Annotated in this window: 19 protein-coding genes; 8 read left to right on the top strand and 11 right to left on the bottom strand. The window is 71.7% G+C overall.

Going from position 1 to position 17,178, the window contains the following annotated elements; all coding sequences use genetic code 11:
* Positions 1-4: 4 nt before the first annotated feature.
* A complete protein-coding gene (locus ACIPYQ_RS11515; protein ID WP_401248952.1) occupies positions 5-292 on the bottom strand; it encodes a hypothetical protein in 288 nt (95 codons plus the stop codon).
* A 428-nt stretch (positions 293-720) separates the two neighbouring features.
* On the opposite strand from ACIPYQ_RS11515, the gene ACIPYQ_RS11510 reads away from it, so the two are divergent.
* Together ACIPYQ_RS11510 and ACIPYQ_RS11505 are read left to right on the top strand one after the other, a co-directional pair.
* Entirely contained in the window at positions 721-2,004 is a 1,284-nt protein-coding gene (locus ACIPYQ_RS11510; protein WP_401248949.1) for a hypothetical protein, read from the top strand.
* Entirely contained in the window at positions 1,919-2,371 is a 453-nt protein-coding gene (locus ACIPYQ_RS11505; protein ID WP_401248946.1) for a hypothetical protein, read from the top strand. Before ACIPYQ_RS11510 ends, ACIPYQ_RS11505 begins: the two co-directional genes overlap by 86 nt.
* On the opposite strand, the gene ACIPYQ_RS11500 is transcribed toward ACIPYQ_RS11505, so the two are convergent.
* Positions 2,353-2,703, bottom strand: a complete 351-nt coding sequence (locus ACIPYQ_RS11500; RefSeq protein ID WP_401248944.1) for a hypothetical protein — start codon at positions 2,701-2,703, stop codon at positions 2,353-2,355. The genes ACIPYQ_RS11505 and ACIPYQ_RS11500 overlap by 19 nt on opposite strands.
* Before the next feature lie 58 nt (positions 2,704-2,761).
* Between ACIPYQ_RS11500 and ACIPYQ_RS11495 the strand changes: the two genes are divergently transcribed.
* A complete protein-coding gene (locus ACIPYQ_RS11495; protein ID WP_401248942.1) occupies positions 2,762-2,917 on the top strand; it encodes a hypothetical protein in 156 nt (51 codons plus the stop codon).
* Here ACIPYQ_RS11495 and ACIPYQ_RS11490 read toward each other — a convergent pair.
* The 3 genes from ACIPYQ_RS11490 to ACIPYQ_RS11480 all read right to left on the bottom strand — a co-directional run bounded on the left by ACIPYQ_RS11490 (position 2,914) and on the right by ACIPYQ_RS11480 (position 5,805).
* Positions 2,914-3,749, bottom strand: a protein-coding gene (locus tag ACIPYQ_RS11490; protein ID WP_401248940.1) for an IS5 family transposase whose coding sequence is annotated in 2 segments (ribosomal slippage) — positions 2,914-3,380 and positions 3,380-3,749 — 837 coding nt in all. Because the reading frame shifts where the segments join, the coding sequence is not laid out codon by codon here. The genes ACIPYQ_RS11495 and ACIPYQ_RS11490 overlap by 4 nt on opposite strands.
* Positions 3,750-4,174: 425 nt before the next feature.
* Entirely contained in the window at positions 4,175-5,155 is a 981-nt protein-coding gene (locus tag ACIPYQ_RS11485; RefSeq protein WP_401248937.1) for a carbohydrate kinase family protein, read from the bottom strand.
* A gap of 2 nt (positions 5,156-5,157) precedes the next feature.
* Positions 5,158-5,805 (bottom strand): bifunctional 4-hydroxy-2-oxoglutarate aldolase/2-dehydro-3-deoxy-phosphogluconate aldolase, encoded by a 648-nt coding sequence (locus tag ACIPYQ_RS11480; protein WP_401248934.1) that lies wholly within the window; start codon positions 5,803-5,805, stop codon positions 5,158-5,160.
* An 89-nt stretch (positions 5,806-5,894) separates the two neighbouring features.
* On the opposite strand from ACIPYQ_RS11480, the gene ACIPYQ_RS11475 reads away from it, so the two are divergent.
* The 3 genes from ACIPYQ_RS11475 (at position 5,895) to ACIPYQ_RS11465 (ending at position 9,121) form a co-directional block, all read left to right on the top strand.
* Positions 5,895-6,683, top strand: a complete 789-nt coding sequence (locus tag ACIPYQ_RS11475) for an IclR family transcriptional regulator (RefSeq protein ID WP_401248931.1) — start codon at positions 5,895-5,897, stop codon at positions 6,681-6,683.
* A gap of 246 nt (positions 6,684-6,929) precedes the next feature.
* Positions 6,930-7,202, top strand: a complete 273-nt coding sequence (locus ACIPYQ_RS11470; RefSeq protein ID WP_401248929.1) for a hypothetical protein — start codon at positions 6,930-6,932, stop codon at positions 7,200-7,202.
* 299 nt (positions 7,203-7,501) lie between these two features.
* Positions 7,502-9,121 (top strand): sigma-70 family RNA polymerase sigma factor, encoded by a 1,620-nt coding sequence (locus ACIPYQ_RS11465; RefSeq protein ID WP_401248926.1) that lies wholly within the window; start codon positions 7,502-7,504, stop codon positions 9,119-9,121.
* Between the two features lie 103 nt (positions 9,122-9,224).
* On the opposite strand, the gene ACIPYQ_RS11460 is transcribed toward ACIPYQ_RS11465, so the two are convergent.
* The 4 genes from ACIPYQ_RS11460 to ACIPYQ_RS11445 all read right to left on the bottom strand — a co-directional run bounded on the left by ACIPYQ_RS11460 (position 9,225) and on the right by ACIPYQ_RS11445 (position 13,318).
* Positions 9,225-10,085, bottom strand: a complete 861-nt coding sequence (locus ACIPYQ_RS11460) for an RNA polymerase sigma-70 factor (RefSeq protein ID WP_401248923.1) — start codon at positions 10,083-10,085, stop codon at positions 9,225-9,227.
* Between the two features lie 42 nt (positions 10,086-10,127).
* Positions 10,128-11,036: an NAD-dependent epimerase/dehydratase family protein gene (locus tag ACIPYQ_RS11455; RefSeq protein WP_401248920.1), complete on the bottom strand. Its 909-nt coding sequence runs from the start codon at positions 11,034-11,036 to the stop codon at positions 10,128-10,130.
* Between the two features lie 85 nt (positions 11,037-11,121).
* Positions 11,122-11,919 (bottom strand): class I SAM-dependent methyltransferase, encoded by a 798-nt coding sequence (locus ACIPYQ_RS11450; protein WP_401248918.1) that lies wholly within the window; start codon positions 11,917-11,919, stop codon positions 11,122-11,124.
* A 7-nt stretch (positions 11,920-11,926) separates the two neighbouring features.
* Positions 11,927-13,318: a glutamate decarboxylase gene (locus ACIPYQ_RS11445; protein WP_401248915.1), complete on the bottom strand. Its 1,392-nt coding sequence runs from the start codon at positions 13,316-13,318 to the stop codon at positions 11,927-11,929.
* 287 nt (positions 13,319-13,605) lie between these two features.
* Here ACIPYQ_RS11445 and ACIPYQ_RS11440 point away from each other — a divergent pair, with 287 nt between their 5' ends.
* Both ACIPYQ_RS11440 and ACIPYQ_RS11435 read left to right on the top strand, forming a co-directional pair.
* The gene (locus ACIPYQ_RS11440) at positions 13,606-13,995 is read left to right on the top strand and encodes a tyrosinase family oxidase copper chaperone (protein ID WP_361766095.1); all 390 of its coding nucleotides are present in this window, start codon (positions 13,606-13,608) and stop codon (positions 13,993-13,995) included.
* Positions 13,992-14,837, top strand: a complete 846-nt coding sequence (locus tag ACIPYQ_RS11435) for a tyrosinase family protein (protein WP_361766098.1) — start codon at positions 13,992-13,994, stop codon at positions 14,835-14,837. The genes ACIPYQ_RS11440 and ACIPYQ_RS11435 overlap by 4 nt, the downstream gene beginning before the upstream one ends.
* Here the strand turns inward: ACIPYQ_RS11435 and ACIPYQ_RS11430 are convergent.
* Positions 14,795-15,496: a response regulator gene (locus ACIPYQ_RS11430; protein ID WP_401248911.1), complete on the bottom strand. Its 702-nt coding sequence runs from the start codon at positions 15,494-15,496 to the stop codon at positions 14,795-14,797. The genes ACIPYQ_RS11435 and ACIPYQ_RS11430 overlap by 43 nt on opposite strands.
* The gene (locus ACIPYQ_RS11425; RefSeq protein ID WP_401248908.1) at positions 15,493-17,127 is read right to left on the bottom strand and encodes an ATP-binding protein; all 1,635 of its coding nucleotides are present in this window, start codon (positions 17,125-17,127) and stop codon (positions 15,493-15,495) included. Before ACIPYQ_RS11425 ends, ACIPYQ_RS11430 begins: the two co-directional genes overlap by 4 nt.
* Positions 17,128-17,178: the final 51 nt, after the last annotated feature.

Genomic DNA, 17,178 nt, shown 5'->3' with positions numbered 1-17,178 from the left:
GACCTCAGGCCTCATTGATCTGGCTAATGACCGCGACCTCGGACAGACCGGCCTCGCCGTCGCCCTCGTCGACGGCAAACGACGTCGTCCCGGCGTCAGCATCCTCGATGCGGTCCGCCTTCACGTACAGCTGACCGTCGCGCGCCGCGATGTGCACCTTCGCACGGCCGGCGGTGACGGTGATCTCGACCCCTCGCGTGTCGCGGAAGGAAGGGTCGTTCTCGTCGAGCGCGTTTCGGGTGTCCCGGACTCCCATGCTGGCCTCCTCGGCTGTCGACAACAGATCGAGCACTACACGCCTCAGCTCCGGAAGCAAGCTGCGGCGGCGGTTGCCTTGAACAGGTCGACCCAAGCTTGCATGGCTCACATGCGAAATCTTGGCGCATACGACGCTTCTTTCCCGATCGGGAGAAGAGTTCACCGGAATGCAGTCATCCCCACGACGCAACGCCGGGCTCAACGGCCGTGTCGGAGGACGCTCTGGCGGTGTAAGCGGGTGCTGACAATGGCAGCGAGCATAATTCCGACACGCGGCGCGGGTCATCTGAAGTGACGACCGGACAGCACGCGGTCCCATCTGCGAGAACCGCTGGAAAAAGGCCCCGGAAAAACACAGGCCCTGCAAGCAGTGCGGCACCGTCGAGCGCCTGTTCCACTTCGGTCTCTGCCGACGATGCGCCTGCGACCGCCAACTGCGGAGGTTGCTGACGCCGCCCGACATTGAACAGTCCCAAGCTCGACAAGGTCGCCGACGTCCTGCTGAACCTCAACCCCTGCAGGACTTTGCTCTACCTGCGGGAATCGCCCACGGCCCACCGCCTGGTCACCGACCTCGCCGCCGGGACCTGCGAGCTCACCGACGAGGCGCTCGACGCCCGCATGACCAGCCAGAAGGACATGGCCGTCGACTACTTCCGGACTGTCCGGGACTCCGCCGGGGTGTTGCCGGTCCGCGATGAGTACATGGTCCGGTTGGACGATGATCGAGTACACGACCGCGGCCATCGAAGATCTCGAAGACCGCCGCCGGGTCACCGCCTACGCCCGCTGGGACCCGATCGTACGCATCCGGAGGCGAGCCCGCGGCAATCCGATCTCCGCCTAACCAGTGACATCGCCCAGGCCCAGATCGCCAAGGCTGTCGCCGCCCCCGTCGACCTCTGTCTCACATCGGAGAACCACCAAAACCCCTACGACGCCAGGCCGTTTGTCCGATGGGCGGTCCGCGGCAAGTTCGCCTCCGAGATCAGTATCCCAGCCCGGCCGCGGCAGATCTTCCACCGCCCGCTCGACGCCTACGAACGCTGGGCGACCGCCCGGCGGCTCTTGAACGACGACTCCATCGAGACCAGGGACCGCGTTGCCGGTCTGGCCGTCCTGCTCCAGGGCCAGTACCCCGCGAGGGCCTGTCGGCTGACCACGGCACACGTCACCCACGACGAGAACGGCGTCACCCTCCGCCTCAACAGGACCCCGCTGAGGCTGCCACCCCTCGACGGCCTGGTCCTCCAGTTCGTCGATATCGCCAACGATCACCAGCACACCGTGATGTCGAACGACCTCAATGCACCCTGGCTCTTTCCGACTCAGAGGCCCGGCAAGCCACCGGGCAGCAATCAACTGAGCCGGCGCCTCCGCAAGATCGGACTCCCTACCGAAGCCGGACGATGCGCGGCCCAGCTTGATCTCTGCTCACAGATGCCGTCAGCCGTCCTTCAGTGTCTGCTCGGCATCAGTCACGCAGCTGCCGAGCGCTGGGCTGCCGGGGCCGTCAGGACTCTCCCGCGCATCCAGAACCAACGCGTCCCCGCCATCCCCGTGATTCATGGCGAGAGGCTACCGCGAGGTGTGACGGACGAGCCCGGCCGCGAACGGCTCGGTCACCGAGGTCTGCTCGGCGGGCTGCCATCATGCTCGGATGGCCCACGACACAGTGTTCTTCCATGCCCCGGACGACGAGGCCGCCGCTGCCACGCGCCTGCGGGGACCTGGTACGGCCTTTGAGTCTGTGACCTGCCGTTTTATTGAGCCGGACAGCGCCATCGCCGAGTGGGACATGTTCTTCGAGGAGCCTTCGGGCGAGGCCCCGCCGCTTGAGCAGCTCCTTGGGTGGGCGTGGCCAGAGTGGGTCACCGCCCCCTTGAACGACGGCGTTGAGTTGTTCGCTCTGCCGAAGCGGCTGACCCGAGCGCTGGCCAACGCCAGCTCCGCCGAACTCGAAGAGCTCGCGAGCCGATGGACCACGCGGCTCTGGTCCGAGGACGGGGACGAGATGACCGACGATGATCTACTGGCCGTCCTTCAGGGAGTTGCCCGGCTTGCGGCGTCTGCGGTGAACACAGGTGGCGGCCTCTACAGCTGGAGCTTCTGAGGGCTCACCTTCGAGGGCGGCTCGCGTTTGACGCCGCTGCACGCCAGGAGCTCGGTCCCGGTGGCGTCGAAGTACAGAGTGAAGTTCCACGACCGGTCTGCTGCGTCGATGATGCCGGTGCCCAACTGCTTGTCGCGGTGCTGGGCCAGGATCTCAACGGTCTCGTCGAGGCCGAGGGCCGTCAGGCCGATCTTCAACGACTGCCTCAGCCTCGTCGCAGCGATGCCGGCGACCATCCAACAGGGCACCTCGTTGTCCCAGTCCACCACCCGGCCACCGGCGGCGATGGCGTCGCGTGCTGCCTGGCAGGCGCGCGTCTGCTCGCTGAGCATCGCGGCGACTCGATGTGCTGGGCCACTTTGCGCCTGCGGTCCGGTCGGGCTGAGCCGGTTGCCCCGCCGCCTATTCCGCACGATCGAATATCCGAACCTGCCGATACTGGAACGGCTCGCGACCACGACCGGCAAGGGCAACTTCTTCCGCCTCGCCGACCACGGCCTCAACGGCGCGTACGCACTCGATCTTCTCTGCACTAAGAGGTCCTAACAAAGGCGTTGGACGTGGCGGTGCGTGATGATGCAGGTAGCGAGGCCGAGGAAGGCTTCGTGGATGTCGTCGCGTCGTTCCCATCGGATGCGGAGTCGGCGGAAGCCGTGGAGCCAGGCGATGGTCCGCTCGACAACCCACCGATGGACTCCGAGTCCGGATCCGTGCGGGACTCCGCGGCGGGCGATCAGCGGTTTGACGCCCATCGACCAGACCAGACGGCGGTACTTGTCGTGGTCGTAGCCACGGTCGCCGAGCAGGATGTCGGGCCGCTTACGAGGCCGTCCCACCAGGCCAGCGACCGACGGGATCTTCTTCAACAGGGGTATCAGCTGGGTGACGTCGTTGCGGTTGCCGCCGGTCAGCGATACGGCGAGCGGGATGCCCTGGCCGTCGACGATGAGGTGGTGCTTGCTGCCCGGACGTGCGCGGTCGACCGGGCTGGGCCCGCTTTTGGGCCCCGCCGAGCAGCCCGGACGTGGGAGGAGTCGATCACCGCCCGCGACCAGTCCAGCTGCTTCGCGACCCGCAGCTTCTTCAGCAGCACCAAGTGCAGCTGGTCCCACACACCGGCCTCGTTCCACGCGGCCAGACGCCGCCAGCAGGTCATGCCGGAACCAAAGCCCAGCTCCTGCGGCAGGTACTCCCACTGGATCCCGGTATGCAGCACGAACAGGATCCCGCACAGTGCCTGCCGGTCCGGCACCCGAGGACGACCCTCCGCCTGCTTCGCCGCCGGCTCAGGCAACAACGGCTCGACGAGCGACCACAGTTCATCCGACACGATCCACGGCCGCGACTGACGTTTCCCCACGACCAGATCAACGACCATCCGAACCGAAAGTCACATGATCAATAGCTTCTGTTAGGACCCCTAAGGGCGAGCGCCACATGATGCTGAACGGTTAGGCGCGGTACGGCGGCACTGGAATCGCGACCTCGCCCTCGTGTCCCTCCCATGTCGGAAACTCGGCGCCAGGGCGTCTGCGAATCAAGTTCGTTCCTACCCCCGGCTGCCAAATGGTGGTTGGTTCCTTATCCCGCAGAGTCCCGCGAGTTCACCGAAGGCAGCTCCCATCCGAGTGGCACTCCTTGAGCGGCAACCGATTCCCCCCGCCAGCACGAAGGGCAAGGGGACGACCGGCATCAGCGCCACCGTCACGAGGATCCCGCCGCCGAAGGTCCAGCGATCCTGTTCGCGTATCCGTGCCGCAGAGGGGCTCATGCCCCGTCCCTGCGACACCACCTGACCAAGCGCTACCGGGTCCCGGCCCGGTGGGCGGCGGCCAGGGCTGCCGTTTCCTCGAAGGAGGGGACGTGCCCTGTGCCGCCGCGGCCGGAGACCGAGAGGGAGGCCGCGGCCGTGCCGTACGCCACGGCGTCCGCGAGGGTGTCGCCGAGGGCGAGCCGGGCCGTGGTGGTGCCGGTGAAGCAGTCGCCCGCACCGGTCGCGTCCACCGGCGCGGGGTTCACGGGCACGGGGTGGTAGGCCGCCCGCGTGCCGTCGTCCAGCAGCAGCCGGTCCGGGCCGGCGGTGACCGCGACCGTACGGGCGCCGAGCGCGCGGAGGCGGGCGGCGGCGGTGCGCGGATCGGTGGTGCCGACGAGGGCCCGAGCGTCCGCCGGGCAGGAGGTCTTGAGCAGTCCGGTCAGCGGGGCGATCCGGGCGAGCAGCTCCCGGGCCTCGGTCCGGCCGGTCAGCCGGGAGCGGAAGTTGGGGTCGTACGAGAGGTGCCCGCCCGCCCCGTGCACGAGGTGCGCGGCGGCCAGTACGGCGCTCCGGCTGCTCGGCGACAGGGCGCCGGTGATGCCGCTGGTGACGAGCGCTCCGCAGCGGGTCAGCAGTTCGTGCCAGGAGTCGACGTGCGCGGGCCCGAGGGTGGAACCGGCGCTGCGGGTGCGCCAGTAGACGAACGCGCGGTCGCCGTCGGTGTCGGCGGAGAGCAGGTAGGCGCCGTTGGGGTGCGGGGCGCGGCGCACGTGGGAGACGTCCACGCCGAGCTCGGCGGCCCGGCGCAGCAGCGGGGTGCTGAGCTCGTCGTCGCCGACCACGGCGAGCAGGGCGGTCCGGGCTCCTGCCGCGGCCGCGGCGGCCGCCGCGTTGAGTGCGTCGCCGGAGTAGGAGATGCGGGCCGGGGTGCCGTCGGCGGCCTCGCGCAGGGCGGTGCCGGCGTGGATCTCGACGAGGACCTCTCCGAGTACGAGGACGTCGTAGGCCGGGGTGGATCGCCGGGGCACGGTCAGCTCCCCCCGACCGCATCCGTGTCGCCGTGTGCCCGGCGCGGACGGGCCAGACCGGCGAATACGGCGGCCAGTTCGACCGGGTCGGCCGGCAGGCCGCTGCCGATGCCGACGGCCGTCGCGCCGGCGGCCAGCCAGTCGGGGACCTCGGCGGGCCGGATGCCGCCGGTCGGGATGATCACCGCCCCGGGCAGGACGGCCCGGAGGGAGCGGACGAACCCGGGGCCGCCCACGTGGGCCGGGAACACCTTGGCCGCGCCCGCGGCGCGGACGGCGGCGGCGATCTCGCCCGGGGTGAACCCGCCCTCGATGAAGACGGCTCGGCGGCGCCGGGCGACCTCCCGGACCTCGGGGGCCGGGTAGGGGGAGATCAGGAAGGCGGCGCCCGCGTCCAGTGCGGTCCCGGCCTGCGCGGCGGTGGTGACGGTGCCGACGCCGATGAGGGCGGGGCGACCGTGCGCGTCGTCGAGGGGGGCGGTACGGGTGAGGGCCTCGGCCCAGCCGGGGGTGGAGGTGGTGAGTTCGACGGCGCGGCAGCCGGCGGCGAGCAGGGCGGTGGTGCGGCGGACGGCCTCGTCGGCGTCGGCGTCGCGCAGCACCGGCAGCAGCCGCTGGGTCGCCAGCACCTCGTACGGGTGGCTGGACAAGGAAGACCTCCCGTTTGTTCCATGTAGTGGAACGACGTACCGTGTAATGGAACCGTTTGGTCTAGACCCTACCCACGTCGGGAGTTCCCGTGTCAACGGATGTGGACGAAGTCCCCGAGGGTGCGCGCGCCGGGCGGACCTCCGCGGCCGGTACCGCGCTGGAAAAGTCCCTGCGCATCCTGGAGGCGGTCGCGGTGCCCGGCGGCCCGCACCGGCTGACCGATCTGGCGACGGCCGCCGCGGTGCCCAAGTCGAGCACGTTCCGCATCCTGGCCTCGCTGGTCGAGCAGGGGTTCGTACGCCAGGAGGCCGAGAGCCGGTACGGGGTGGGGCCGCGGCTGCGCGGACTGTCCGCCCTCGTCGGCGGCGGGGAGCCGCCGAGCATCGGGCGCATCCTGGGCGAACTCCAGGAGAACACCGGCCAGACGGTCCATCTCGCCCTGCACAGCGGCGAGACGATCACCTACATCCGCAAGCTGGAGGGCGGCCAGCCCTTCCGGACGGCCTCGCGCGTCGGCATGCGCATGCCGCTGCACACGACGGCGATCGGCAAGAGCATCCTGGCCCACCTGCCCGCCGATGAGGTGCGGGACCTGATCGCCGCCACCGGTCTGCCGCGCCGGACACCGCGGACGCTCACCACCGCGCGGGCCCTGCACGCGCAGTTGGCGGAGGTCCGCGCGCGGGGCTACGCGCTGGACGACGAGGAGAACGAGCCCACCATCCGCTGCATCGGCGCCGCGATCGTGGGCCCGTCGGGCCGGCCGGTCGGCGGGGTCAGCATCACCACCGTCACGTTCCTGGTCTCCCACGAGGAGCTCGAGGCGTACGCACCGGCCCTGCGCGCGGCCACGGAGGCACTGGCTCCGCTGCTGTGACGCCCAGGGCGGTCGTGCGCGGAACCTCCGCTGCGGCCGGACCGCAAGGCGACTCCAGCGGGTGCGTGCGGCGGGGGGCTGCTCTAGCGTCGAAGGTGGAAGGGGAGGCATTGCCGAGCCGGTCCGGTGCGGGGGCCCGGGCACAGCGCCGTACACCGGCCGCATGCGCTCGGCGCCGTTTGCGCGCGGATCCGACACACCAGGTCCCGGGCCGCGCGACGATCCCGGAGAGCAGGTGCATTCCCTATGCGCACGTCGACCCGTATCGCAGGTGTCCTCACCGGCCTGACCCTCGCCCTCGGTGGCGCGGCCCTCGTGGCCCCCACCGCGCACGCGGACGTCACGGCCTGCATCAACCAGGTCGAACGCGAGTTGCAGGGCGGTGAAGCCTCGGCCGCCATCCGGACGGCGTGCTACGACGCCCAGACCGGCGACCACGAGAAGTGCGTGACCGGCCTGACCAAGAGCAGTGTGTCCAACGGGACCGCGGTGAGCGCCTGCAAGGTGGCTCCCAACTAGCGGCTCCGTACGCGCTCCACACGCGAACCGAGCGCGAACCGAGCGCGAACCGAGCGCTGCCCTTGCCCGAACGGGCCGAGGGCGGCGCTCAGTCGCGCCCGACCCAGGACCCCGGCTCCGGCTTCCGCCCCCGGCCGTGCTTCCATGTGGTTCCGCGTCCCTTCGCCCGCACGGCCCGCTCCGGAGGCCCGGGAGACGACTTCAGGAAAAACTTTCGGAAGAAGTGTTATCGGGGCCCCCGTCGACGGTCTCCCATGTATCGGGCATCATCGACCGCCGGTACGGACAGGGAACATCACATGAGTACTCAGCACACGGCAGCGCTGGTGGCAGCGGCTCGCGCGGGCGACCCCCGCGCACAGGACGAGCTCGTCAGCACCCATCTCCCGCTCGTCTACAACATCGTCGGTCGGGCCCTGAACGGCTCCTGCGACGTGGACGACGTGGTGCAGGACACGATGCTGCGGGCGCTCGACGGGCTGGGCGGGCTACGCGCGGACGAGAGCTTCCGGTCCTGGCTGGTGGCGATCGCGATGAACCGCGTGCGGGCGCACTGGCAGGCGCGGCAGAACGGCTTCGGCGAGAGCACGCTGGAGGCCGCCTACGACGTCGCCGACCCGGGCGCCGACTTCGTCGACCTGACCGTCGTACGCCTCAACCTGGCGGGCCAGCGGCGCGAGACGGCCCGGGCCACGCGCTGGCTGGAGCCCGAGGACCGGGCGCTGCTGTCGCTGTGGTGGCTGGAGTGCGCCGGGGAGCTGACGCGTGCGGAGGTGGCTTCCGCGCTGGAGCTGTCCCCGCAGCACACGGCGGTCCGGGTCCAGCGGATGAAGGCGCAGTTGGAGTCGGCCCGGGTGGTGGAGCGTGCGCTGGAGGCCAATCCGCCGTGCGAGGAACTGCGGGGCGTGATGGCGGGCTGGGACGGCCGGCCCTCGGCGCTGTGGCGCAAGCGAATAGCCCGGCACGCGCGTGAATGCGTACGGTGCTCCGGCCTGTGGAGCGGACTGGTTCCGGCGGAGGGGCTGCTGGCCGGCCTGGCCCTCGTTCCGGTCTCGGCGGCCCTGCTGGCAGGGGTACGGACGGCCGGGGCGGCAGGCTTCGCCCCCGCGGCCGCTGCCTTCGCCGAAGGCGGTGAGGGGGGCTTCGCCGACACGGCGACCCAGCTCACTCCGGTCGACAGTGCGGGCGGTGGCCGGGGCGAGCTGCGCAAGCGGCGGCGCAGCGGCCGCCGTCGGGTGGTCGGCGGCGCGGTGCTGGCCGCCTGTGTCGCGGGCGGCGGCCTGGTCTACCTCGGCGGACTCCCCGGTTCCGGTGAGCCGACGGACGGCGGCGCCACGCCCGCCGCCCCGCTGGCCGCGCTGTCGGCCACCGAGTCCGCGCTCCCCTCGGAGTCGGCCTCCCCGTCGCCCTCGGCGTCCCCCTCGCCCTCTGCGTCGGCCTCCGCCTCGCCGAGCCCGTCCGCGAGCCCGAGTCCGACGCAGAGCCGCAGCACCTCGCCCAGCCCGCGGCCCTCGGCGCCCAAGCCGGCGCCGGCCCCGCCGGGGATGGCCGGCCAGGTCCTGGCCCTGGTCAACACCGAGCGTGCGGCCGCAGGCTGCGGCCCCCTCAAGGAGGACCCGCAGCTGCGTGCGGCGGCTCAGGGGCACTCCGACGACATGGCGGCGCGGGACTTCTTCTCGCACACCAACCCCGACGGCGAGGACCCGGGGAAGCGGACCACCGGGGCCGGATACCGCTGGTCGACCTACGGCGAGAACATCGCGAAGGGCCAGCAGACCGCGCAATCGGTCATGGACTCCTGGATGAAGAGCCCGGGCCACCGCGCGAACATCCTCAACTGTTCCTTCAAGGACCTCGGCGTGGGCATCCACCAGGGCGCCGGCGGCCCTTGGTGGACGCAGAACTTCGGCGCCCGGTAACCCCGGTAACCCCGGGGCCGCCGGGCGCGGCGGCAACCGGGAGCAGCCCAACCGGACGCGGCGGCAACCGGGCGCGGCGCCCCCTGCGGGGCGCCGCCTCCGTTCAGGGGCGGGCCCGGATGCCTCGCAGCTTCTCCGGGTTGACGGTGATGCGCAGCTTGGTGATCCGGCCGTCGACGGCCTCGAAGGTCATCGCGCCGACGTTCACGCCGTCGAGCACGAGCAGCAGGCCGGGCTCGCCGTTGATCTCGGCGACGCGCATCTCCCCCTCGCCGGCCTGTGGTTTGGCCAGGACGCCGAGCCACCAGCGGGCGACGTGGTCGGCGCCGTGCAGGGGGCGGCGGGCGGCGGTGACGACACCGCCTCCGTCCGACCACGTGATGACGTCAGGGGCGAGGAGTTCGAGCACCTCGCCCAGGTTTCCGCCCGAGCACGCCGCGCGGAACTTCTCGGCGATCTCCCGCTGTTCGGCCGCGCCGGCGGTGAAGCGGGGGCGCCGGGCCTGCACGTGCTCACGGGCCCGGTGCGCGCACTGGCGGACGTTCGCCTCGGACTTCCCGACGACCTCGGCGATCTCCGCGTAGGGGTACCCGAACACCTCGCGCAGCATGAACACCGCGCGCTCGGTCGGGGTCAGGGTCTCCAGGACGACCAGGACCGCCATGGAGACGGTGTCGGTCAGTTCGGCCTCCTCGGCGATGTCGGGAGAGGTGAGGAGGGGTTCGGGGAGCCAGGGCCCGACGTAGGCCTCCCGGACGGCCTGGGCCGACCTCAGCCGGTTCAGGCTCAGGTTGGTGACGGTGCGCACCAGGTAGGCCCTGGGGTGCTCGACGGCCGTCCGGTCGGTTCGGTTCCAGGCGAGCCAGGCGTCCTGCACGATGTCCTCGGCGTCGGCGACGCTGCCGAGCATGCGGTACGCGGCGGCGAACAGCACGCGCCGGTGCTCCTCGAATTGATCGGTCATGGTCGACACCGTGGCATCGGCGTGCCGGTCGATCAAGACCGGTCAGCGCGCGGCGAGCACGCGCAGTGCTTCGGCGCAGCCCGGGCGGCTCGGGGTCCACCCGAGCTCGGCCTTCGCCTTGGCGTTGGACACCCGCATGTTCGTCCTGACCATCCGGTACGCGTACGAGGCGGGCCGCATCAGCCAGGCGGGGACGCTCATCGGCTTCGGGGTTCCGAAGGCCTCGGCGGTCGCCCGGACGTGGGCGCCGAAGCCCGTCGGGGTGTCGTCGACGATGTTGTACGCCTGCCCCGGGCGGCCGCCCTCGACGGCGAGCGCCACGGCGCGCCCGGCGTCCGCGAGGTCGACCCACGGCAGGACGCGTCCCTGGTCGGCGACGGCCGGGAGCCTGCGTCCCCGCAGCATCCCGACGAGGCTCTCGGTGGCCCCGGCTCCGTAGAAGAGCCCGAACCGCAGCGCGATCCCCTCGATCCCCTCGGCGCCGAGCGTCAGCGCCTCCTTGACCCGCATGCCTTCGAGGTGGCGCTCCACGGCGGGGTCGCCGGCCGGGCCGAACACGTTGGTGTCCTCGGTGATCACGTGATCGCCGAAGTCGCGGTAGCCGTAGCCGAAGACCATCGATTCGGCGATGACGCGGCGGGCGCCGACCGCGCGGGCGGCCTCCATCAGGTTCCGGGTCCCGGTGACCCGGAGGTCGTCGGTGGCGAACATGTCCCGGTGCCGCGCGGGTGCCTTGCGCAGGGCGGTCGCCGCGTGCACCACCGTGTCGACCGTCAGCCCGTCGACCGCGCGCAGCAGCCGGTCGCGGTCCATCAGGTCGGCCCGCACCTCGGCGTCGGCGCCGCGGCCGAGGCCGATCACGGTGTGGCCGGCGCGGGTGAGCGCCTCGGTGACGTGGCATCCCAGGACCCCGCTGGCGCCGGCCAGCAGTACGTTCTTCTTCTCGTTCATGTCCAGGGGACAAGCGGCCGGCGCCGAACGTGACACCTCCGCGCGTGACCCGGGTCACTCCCCCGGTGGCCGGTGCGTACGCGCCTCACGGCCGCCGGCCCCGGACCGCCCAGGCGCGGGCGGTGAGGGAGACCGAACCGTCCGGGCCGGTGGGGAGGGTCGCGGCGAGCCGGGTGCGCAGCCGGTCCCGGGCGGCGGGGGCGAGGGTCGCGACGTAGCCGGGAGCCGGTCCCTGGCCGGACAGGAAGGGCTCCCACAGGTCCGCGAAACCGCTGAAGACGGTGGGCACCTCGATCGGTTCGACCGTCACGTCGACCAGCCCCGCCCCGGTCCAGAGCGCGCGTAGCGGACCGGGGCGGCACAGCGCGAACCGCCGGCCCTCGTCCAGCGTGGAGGCCGCCGGATCGACCGAGGCCGCGGCGTCCCAGAAGCGGCGCAGGAAGGCCATGCCCTCGGCGTAGTCCCACACGTACGCCGCGACCAGCCCGCCCGGCCGGACCACCCGGGCGGCCTCGGCGGCCGCCGCCCCGGGCGGTTCCAGGAAGTTGAGGGCCAGCCCGCTGACGACGGCGTCGAACACCGCGTCGCGCAACGGCAGCGCCGAGGCGTCGGCCACCGCGAAGGAGGCCGGCGCGGGCGCGGCGGCCCGGGCCGCGCGCAGATATGCGGGGGACCGGTCGAGTCCCACCACGGCGCGCGGCCGGCACCGGGCCGCCACCGCGGCGGTCAGCGCTCCGGTGCCGCAGCCGACGTCCAGCCACCGCAGACCGCTCCGGCCGCCGAGCCATGCCACGAACACGTCGGCGACCTGACGGCTCCACCGGCCCATGTACTGCTCGTAGGCGTCGCCCTCCGCCCACACGTCGGACGGGCGGTCCTCCATGCGGCGGCTAGTGGTGGAAGCCGGACCGGGGCGCGGTCGCCGGTACGGGCGGGGGTGAGGCCTTCAGGTGCTCCACGGCCCGGCGCAGGTCGGAGACGAGCAGGGCGATCTGGTCGCGGGTCACGCCGTGCCGGACGAGGACCCGCTGGATGACCGTGTCCTCGCGGTCGGCGGGCAGCGGGTACGAGGGCACCTGCCAGCCCCTCATGCGCAGCCGGTCGGAGAGGTCGTAGAGGGTGAACCCGGCGGTTTCCGGGTCGGCGAGCTTGTAGGAGACCGCCGGGAGGCCGCCCTCGCCGTCGTAGAGCAGGGTGAAGGGGCCCATCCGGGCGATCTCCCGGGCCAGGTACTGGGCGGTCTCGGCGCAGGCCTGCTGGACGCGCCGGTAGCCGCCCCGGCCCAGGCGCAGGAAGAGGTAGTACTGGGCGATGATCTCGCCGCCCGGGCGGGAGAAGTTGAGGGCGAAGGTCGGCATGTCGCCGCCCAGGTAGTCGACGTCGAAGACGAGGTCGGCGGGCAGCAGGTCGGCGGTGCGCCAGACGATCCAGCCGACTCCGAGGGGGGTGAGCCCGTACTTGTGGCCGGAGGTGTTCACGGAGGCGACGCGCGGCAGCCGGAAGTCCCACACCACGTCGGGGTGGAGGAAGGGTGCGACGAAGCCGCCGCTGGCGCCGTCCACGTGGATGGGGACGTCCCAGCCGTGCTCGGCCTGAATCCGGTCGAGCTCGGCGGAGATCTCGGCGACGGGTTCGTAGACGCAGGTGTAGGTGACGCCGAGGATGGCGACGACGCCGATGGTGTTCTCGTCGACGTACTCGGCGAGCTGATGGGGCTGCAGGCCGTTGGCGTCGGGCTCCATCGGGACCTGGCGCAGCTCGACGTCGAAGTAGCGGGCGAACTTCTCCCAGCAGACCTGGACGGGGCCGCACACCAGGTTGGGTCGGTCCGTGGGGAGGCCTGCGGCGCGGCGGCGCTCGCGCCAGCGCCATTTGAGGGCGAGGCCGCCGAGCATGGCGGCCTCGCTGGAACCGGTGGTGGAGCAGCCGGTCGCGGTGGTGCCGGCGGGGGCGTTCCACAGGTCGGCCAGGATGTTGACGCAGCGGGACTCGATCTCGGCGGTCTGCGGGTACTCGTCCTTGTCGATCATGTTCTTGTCGAGGCAGTCGTTCATCAGCCGGTGGACGCCCTCGTCCGACCAGGTGGTGCAGAAGGTGGCCAGGTTCTGGGCGGCGTTGCCGTCCAGGAGGAGTTCGTTGCGGAGGAGTTCGTAGACGACCTCGGTGGGCGAGTGATCCTCGGGCATCCGGTACTTGGGGAGGACCTCGCCGCTCAGCGCGGACGCGAACACGTCCGTATCGGCGTCACGGGAGCGCGTGTCCTTCGTCTCATGAAGAGCCATATCGGGACTATAGGTGACAAATCCCAGCGATCTGGGATGAGAGCAGAGCGACGCGAGTAGCAGATGACGCTCTGCTTTCAGTCGACTCTGTGGTGTGACACTCCACATATAGACCTGGAGGTCCCGAAGAAATTACTGTCGAGTAGGCGCGCACCCGCAGATTTTCCCGTTCAAACCTCTGAGGGCGACCCGAACGGGAAGATCATCCAATTTGTTCTATAAGCAACTTATCCGCTGATGTCCTGATACCAGCCTGCTGCTCCCTGGGCCCTGATACCTCTCAGGCCATGAACAAGATCACCCGCCGTCAGGCCTTGGGTACAACCGCCGGTGCACTCACCGTCCTTGGCCTCACCGCTACCGCCGCGAGCGTCGCCACAAGCGCCGCCGCGACCCCCACCGCGTCCACACCCCCGGGCACGGTCGACGAGGTCTACAAGGGCCGCCGCATTCAGATCACCCCGGGCGAGGGCGGCCACCACGGCGGCCACCACTCCCCCGGCCAGCCGACCGTACGCATAGACGGCAGCGAGCTGCACGTGATGCGCAACGCCGACGGAACCTGGATCAGCGTGATCAACCACTACGAGACGTTCTCCGACCCCAAGCTGCTCGCCCGCGCCGCGGTGCGCGACCTCCAGGGCGCCACCCTCGCCCCCTTCGGTGGTGCGGCATGACCGTCCGCAAGAACCAGGCCACGCTGACCGCCGACGAGAAGCGCGCCTTCACCTCGGCCCTGCTGGAGCTCAAGCGCACCGGCAGCTACGACCGTTTCGTCACCACCCACAACGGCTTCATCATGAGCGACACCGACTCGGGCGACCGGGTCGGCCACCGCTCCCCGTCCTTCCTTCCCTGGCACCGCCGCTTCCTGCTGGAATTCGAGGCGGCGCTGCAGAAAGTGGACGCGAGTGTCGCGCTTCCGTACTGGGACTGGACCGTCGACCGCACCACCCGCTCCTCGCTCTGGGCCCCCGACTTCCTCGGCGGCACCGGACGGGCCCGCGACGGACAGGTCCTCGACGGTCCCTTCGCCTACGCGACGGGCAAGTGGAACATAGACGTACGGGTGGACGGGCGCGCCTACCTGCGGCGCGCACTCGGCACGGGCGTCGCCCAGCTGCCGACCAAGGCCGAAGTGGACTCCGTGCTCGCCATGCCGGTCTACGACATGGCACCCTGGAACAGCTCCTCCAACGGCTTCCGCAACCACCTGGAGGGCTGGCGCGGCGTCAACCTGCACAACCGGGTGCACGTGTGGGTCGGCGGGCAGATGTCCACCGGGGTCTCCCCGAACGACCCGGTGTTCTGGATGCACCACGCCTTCATCGACAAGCTGTGGGCCGACTGGCAGGCGCGTCATCCGCAGTCCGCCTACCTGCCGGCCGCCGGCACGGCGAACGTCGTGGACCTCAACGACACGATGCGGCCGTGGAACGACGTGACCCCGGCCGACATGCTGGACCACCGGAAGTTCTACACGTTCGACACCGAACCGGCCGCCGCCAGCCAGCGGTAGTGCAGTTCGGGGCGGCCGACCTGGCCGTACCGGGGAGTGCGGTCCGCGCGGCCGGTGTCCACCAGGTGCTCCAGGTAGCGGCGTGCGGTGATCCGGGAGATCCCGGCCGCCTCGGCCGCCCCTGCCGCGGTCAGCCCCTCGGTCGCCGCCCGCAGCAGGGCGGCGACCCGGTCCAGGGTCGGCGCGCTCAGCCCCTTGGGCAGCTCGGCCGGGCGGGGCGCGCGCAGGGCGGCCATCGCCCGGTCCACGTCGTCCTGGCCGGCCGCCTCGCCCGCGGTCGCGCGGAACTCTGCGTAGCGCAGGAGCCGTTCGCGCAGCGTCGGGAAGGCGAAGGGCTTCAGTACGTACTGGACCACGCCGAGCGAGACGCTCTCGCGCACCACGGCCAGGTCCCGCGCCGAGGTCACCACGATCACGTCGACGGGATGCCCGGCGGCGCGCAGCCCGCGTGCGTAGCGCAGGCCGTGCCCGTCGGGCAGCCCGAGATCGAGGAGCAGCAGGTCGACGCGGGTCCGCTCCAGGACCCGGGTGGCCTCGGCGAGGGAGTGGACGGCGCCGACGGCGCTGAAGCCGGGCACCCGGCCCACGTAGAGCGCGTGCGCGTCGGCGGCGACCGGATCGTCCTCGACCACCAGGACGCGTACGTCGCCCCCGCTCACGCCAGCCCCCCGGCGGCCGGCTCAGGAGCCGCCTCGCCCTGCGGGGACGCGACCGGCAGGCGGACCGTGAACTCCGCTCCGCCGCCCGGCCCCTGCGCGGCGGTCACCGTGCCGCCGTAGCGCTGGGCCACCTGCCGGACCAGGGCGAGACCGAGGCCGCGCCCCTCCCCCTTGCCGGACCAGCCCCTGCGGAAGACGTCCACCCCCTCGGGCAGCCCGGGTCCGTTGTCGGCGACGCGCAGCAGCAGTTCGTCCCGTTCCGGCCGCAGCGTCACCGCGATCCGGGCGCCCGGTACGGCGGTCACGGCGTCGACCGCGTTGTCGATGAGGTTGCCCAGCACCGTGACCAGGTCACGGGCCGGCGGCAGCCCTCCCCCGTCGGCGAGGCTGCGGCTGTCCGCGGTGACGACCAGCTCCACGCCCCGCTCGTGCGCCTGGGCGGCCTTGCCCAGTAGCAGCGCGACCAGCACCGGCTCCCCGACCGCGGTGACCACCTCGTCGGTGAGGGCCTGGGCCAGTTCCAGCTCGGCGGTGGCGAAGTCCACCGCCTCGTCCGCACGGCCGAGTTCGATCAGCGAGACCACGGTGTGCAGCCGGTTGGCCGCCTCGTGGGCCTGGGAGCGCAGGGCCTGCGTGAAACCCCGCTCGTGATCCAGCTCGCCGGTCAGCGCCTGCAGCTCCGTGTGGTCGCGCAAGGTGACCACGGTGCCCCGGCGGCCGCCGCCCGCGACCGGTGAACTGTTCACGACCAGCACCCGGTCGGCGGTCAGGTGCACCTCGTCCACCCGGGGCCGGTCGGCGAGGAGGGCTCCGGTGAGGGGGGCCGGCAGACCGAGGTCGGCGACGCCGGTGCCGGTGATCTCGCCGCCCGGCAGGCCCAGCAGTTCCCGTCCGGCGTCGTTGATCAGGGTGATCCTGCGCTGCCCGTCGAGCATCAGCAGCCCCTCGCGGACCCCGTGCAGGGCCGCCTGGTGGTAGTCGTACATCCGGCTGAGCTCGGCCGCGTTCATGCCATGAGTGTGGCGGCGCAGCCGGGCGTTGACGACGTACGTGCCGACCCCGCCGAGGGCGAGGGCGGCGGCCGCGACCCAGGCGAGGGCGGAGAGCTGCGCACCGAGCCGGTCGCTGATCGCGCGGACGGTGATCCCGGCGCTGACGAGGCCGACGATCCGGCCGTCGTCCTCCAGCGGGGTGACCACGCGGATGGAGGGGCCGAGGGTGCCGGTGTAGGTCTCGCTGAAGGTCTCGCCGCGCAGCGCGGGGGCGGTGTTGCCCATGAAGGGCTCGCCGATCCGGCGCGGGTCGGGGTGGGTCCAGCGGCGCCCGTCCAGGTCCATGATCGTCACGAAGTCCACCCCGGAGTCCGCGCGGACCTTCTGCGCGTACGGCTGGAGCTCGACGGACGGGTCGGCGCCGCGGGCCGCTCCCCGGACGGCCTCCCGTACGGAGGGCGAGTCGGCGACCGCGTGGGCCACGGCACCGGCCTGCCTCCGGGCGGCGTCCTCGGCCTGGCCCCGGGCGGTGACGTACGCGTAGACGGCGCAGCCCGCGACGACCAGCGCGACCAGCAGCACCTGCATGGCGAAGAGCTGTCCGGCGAGGCTGCGCGGCGGTCGGGGGAAGCGGAACATGCCGCTCAGTGTGCACCGGCTCGTGAACTCAATGAACGCAAGGGTGACCGG

Source organism: Streptomyces sp. NPDC090045, from assembly GCF_044747975.1.
Taxonomy (GTDB): Bacteria; Actinomycetota; Actinomycetes; order Streptomycetales; family Streptomycetaceae; genus Streptomyces.
Note: the sequence above shows the minus strand (reverse complement) of the source record. Positions and strands in the feature narration are given on the sequence as shown.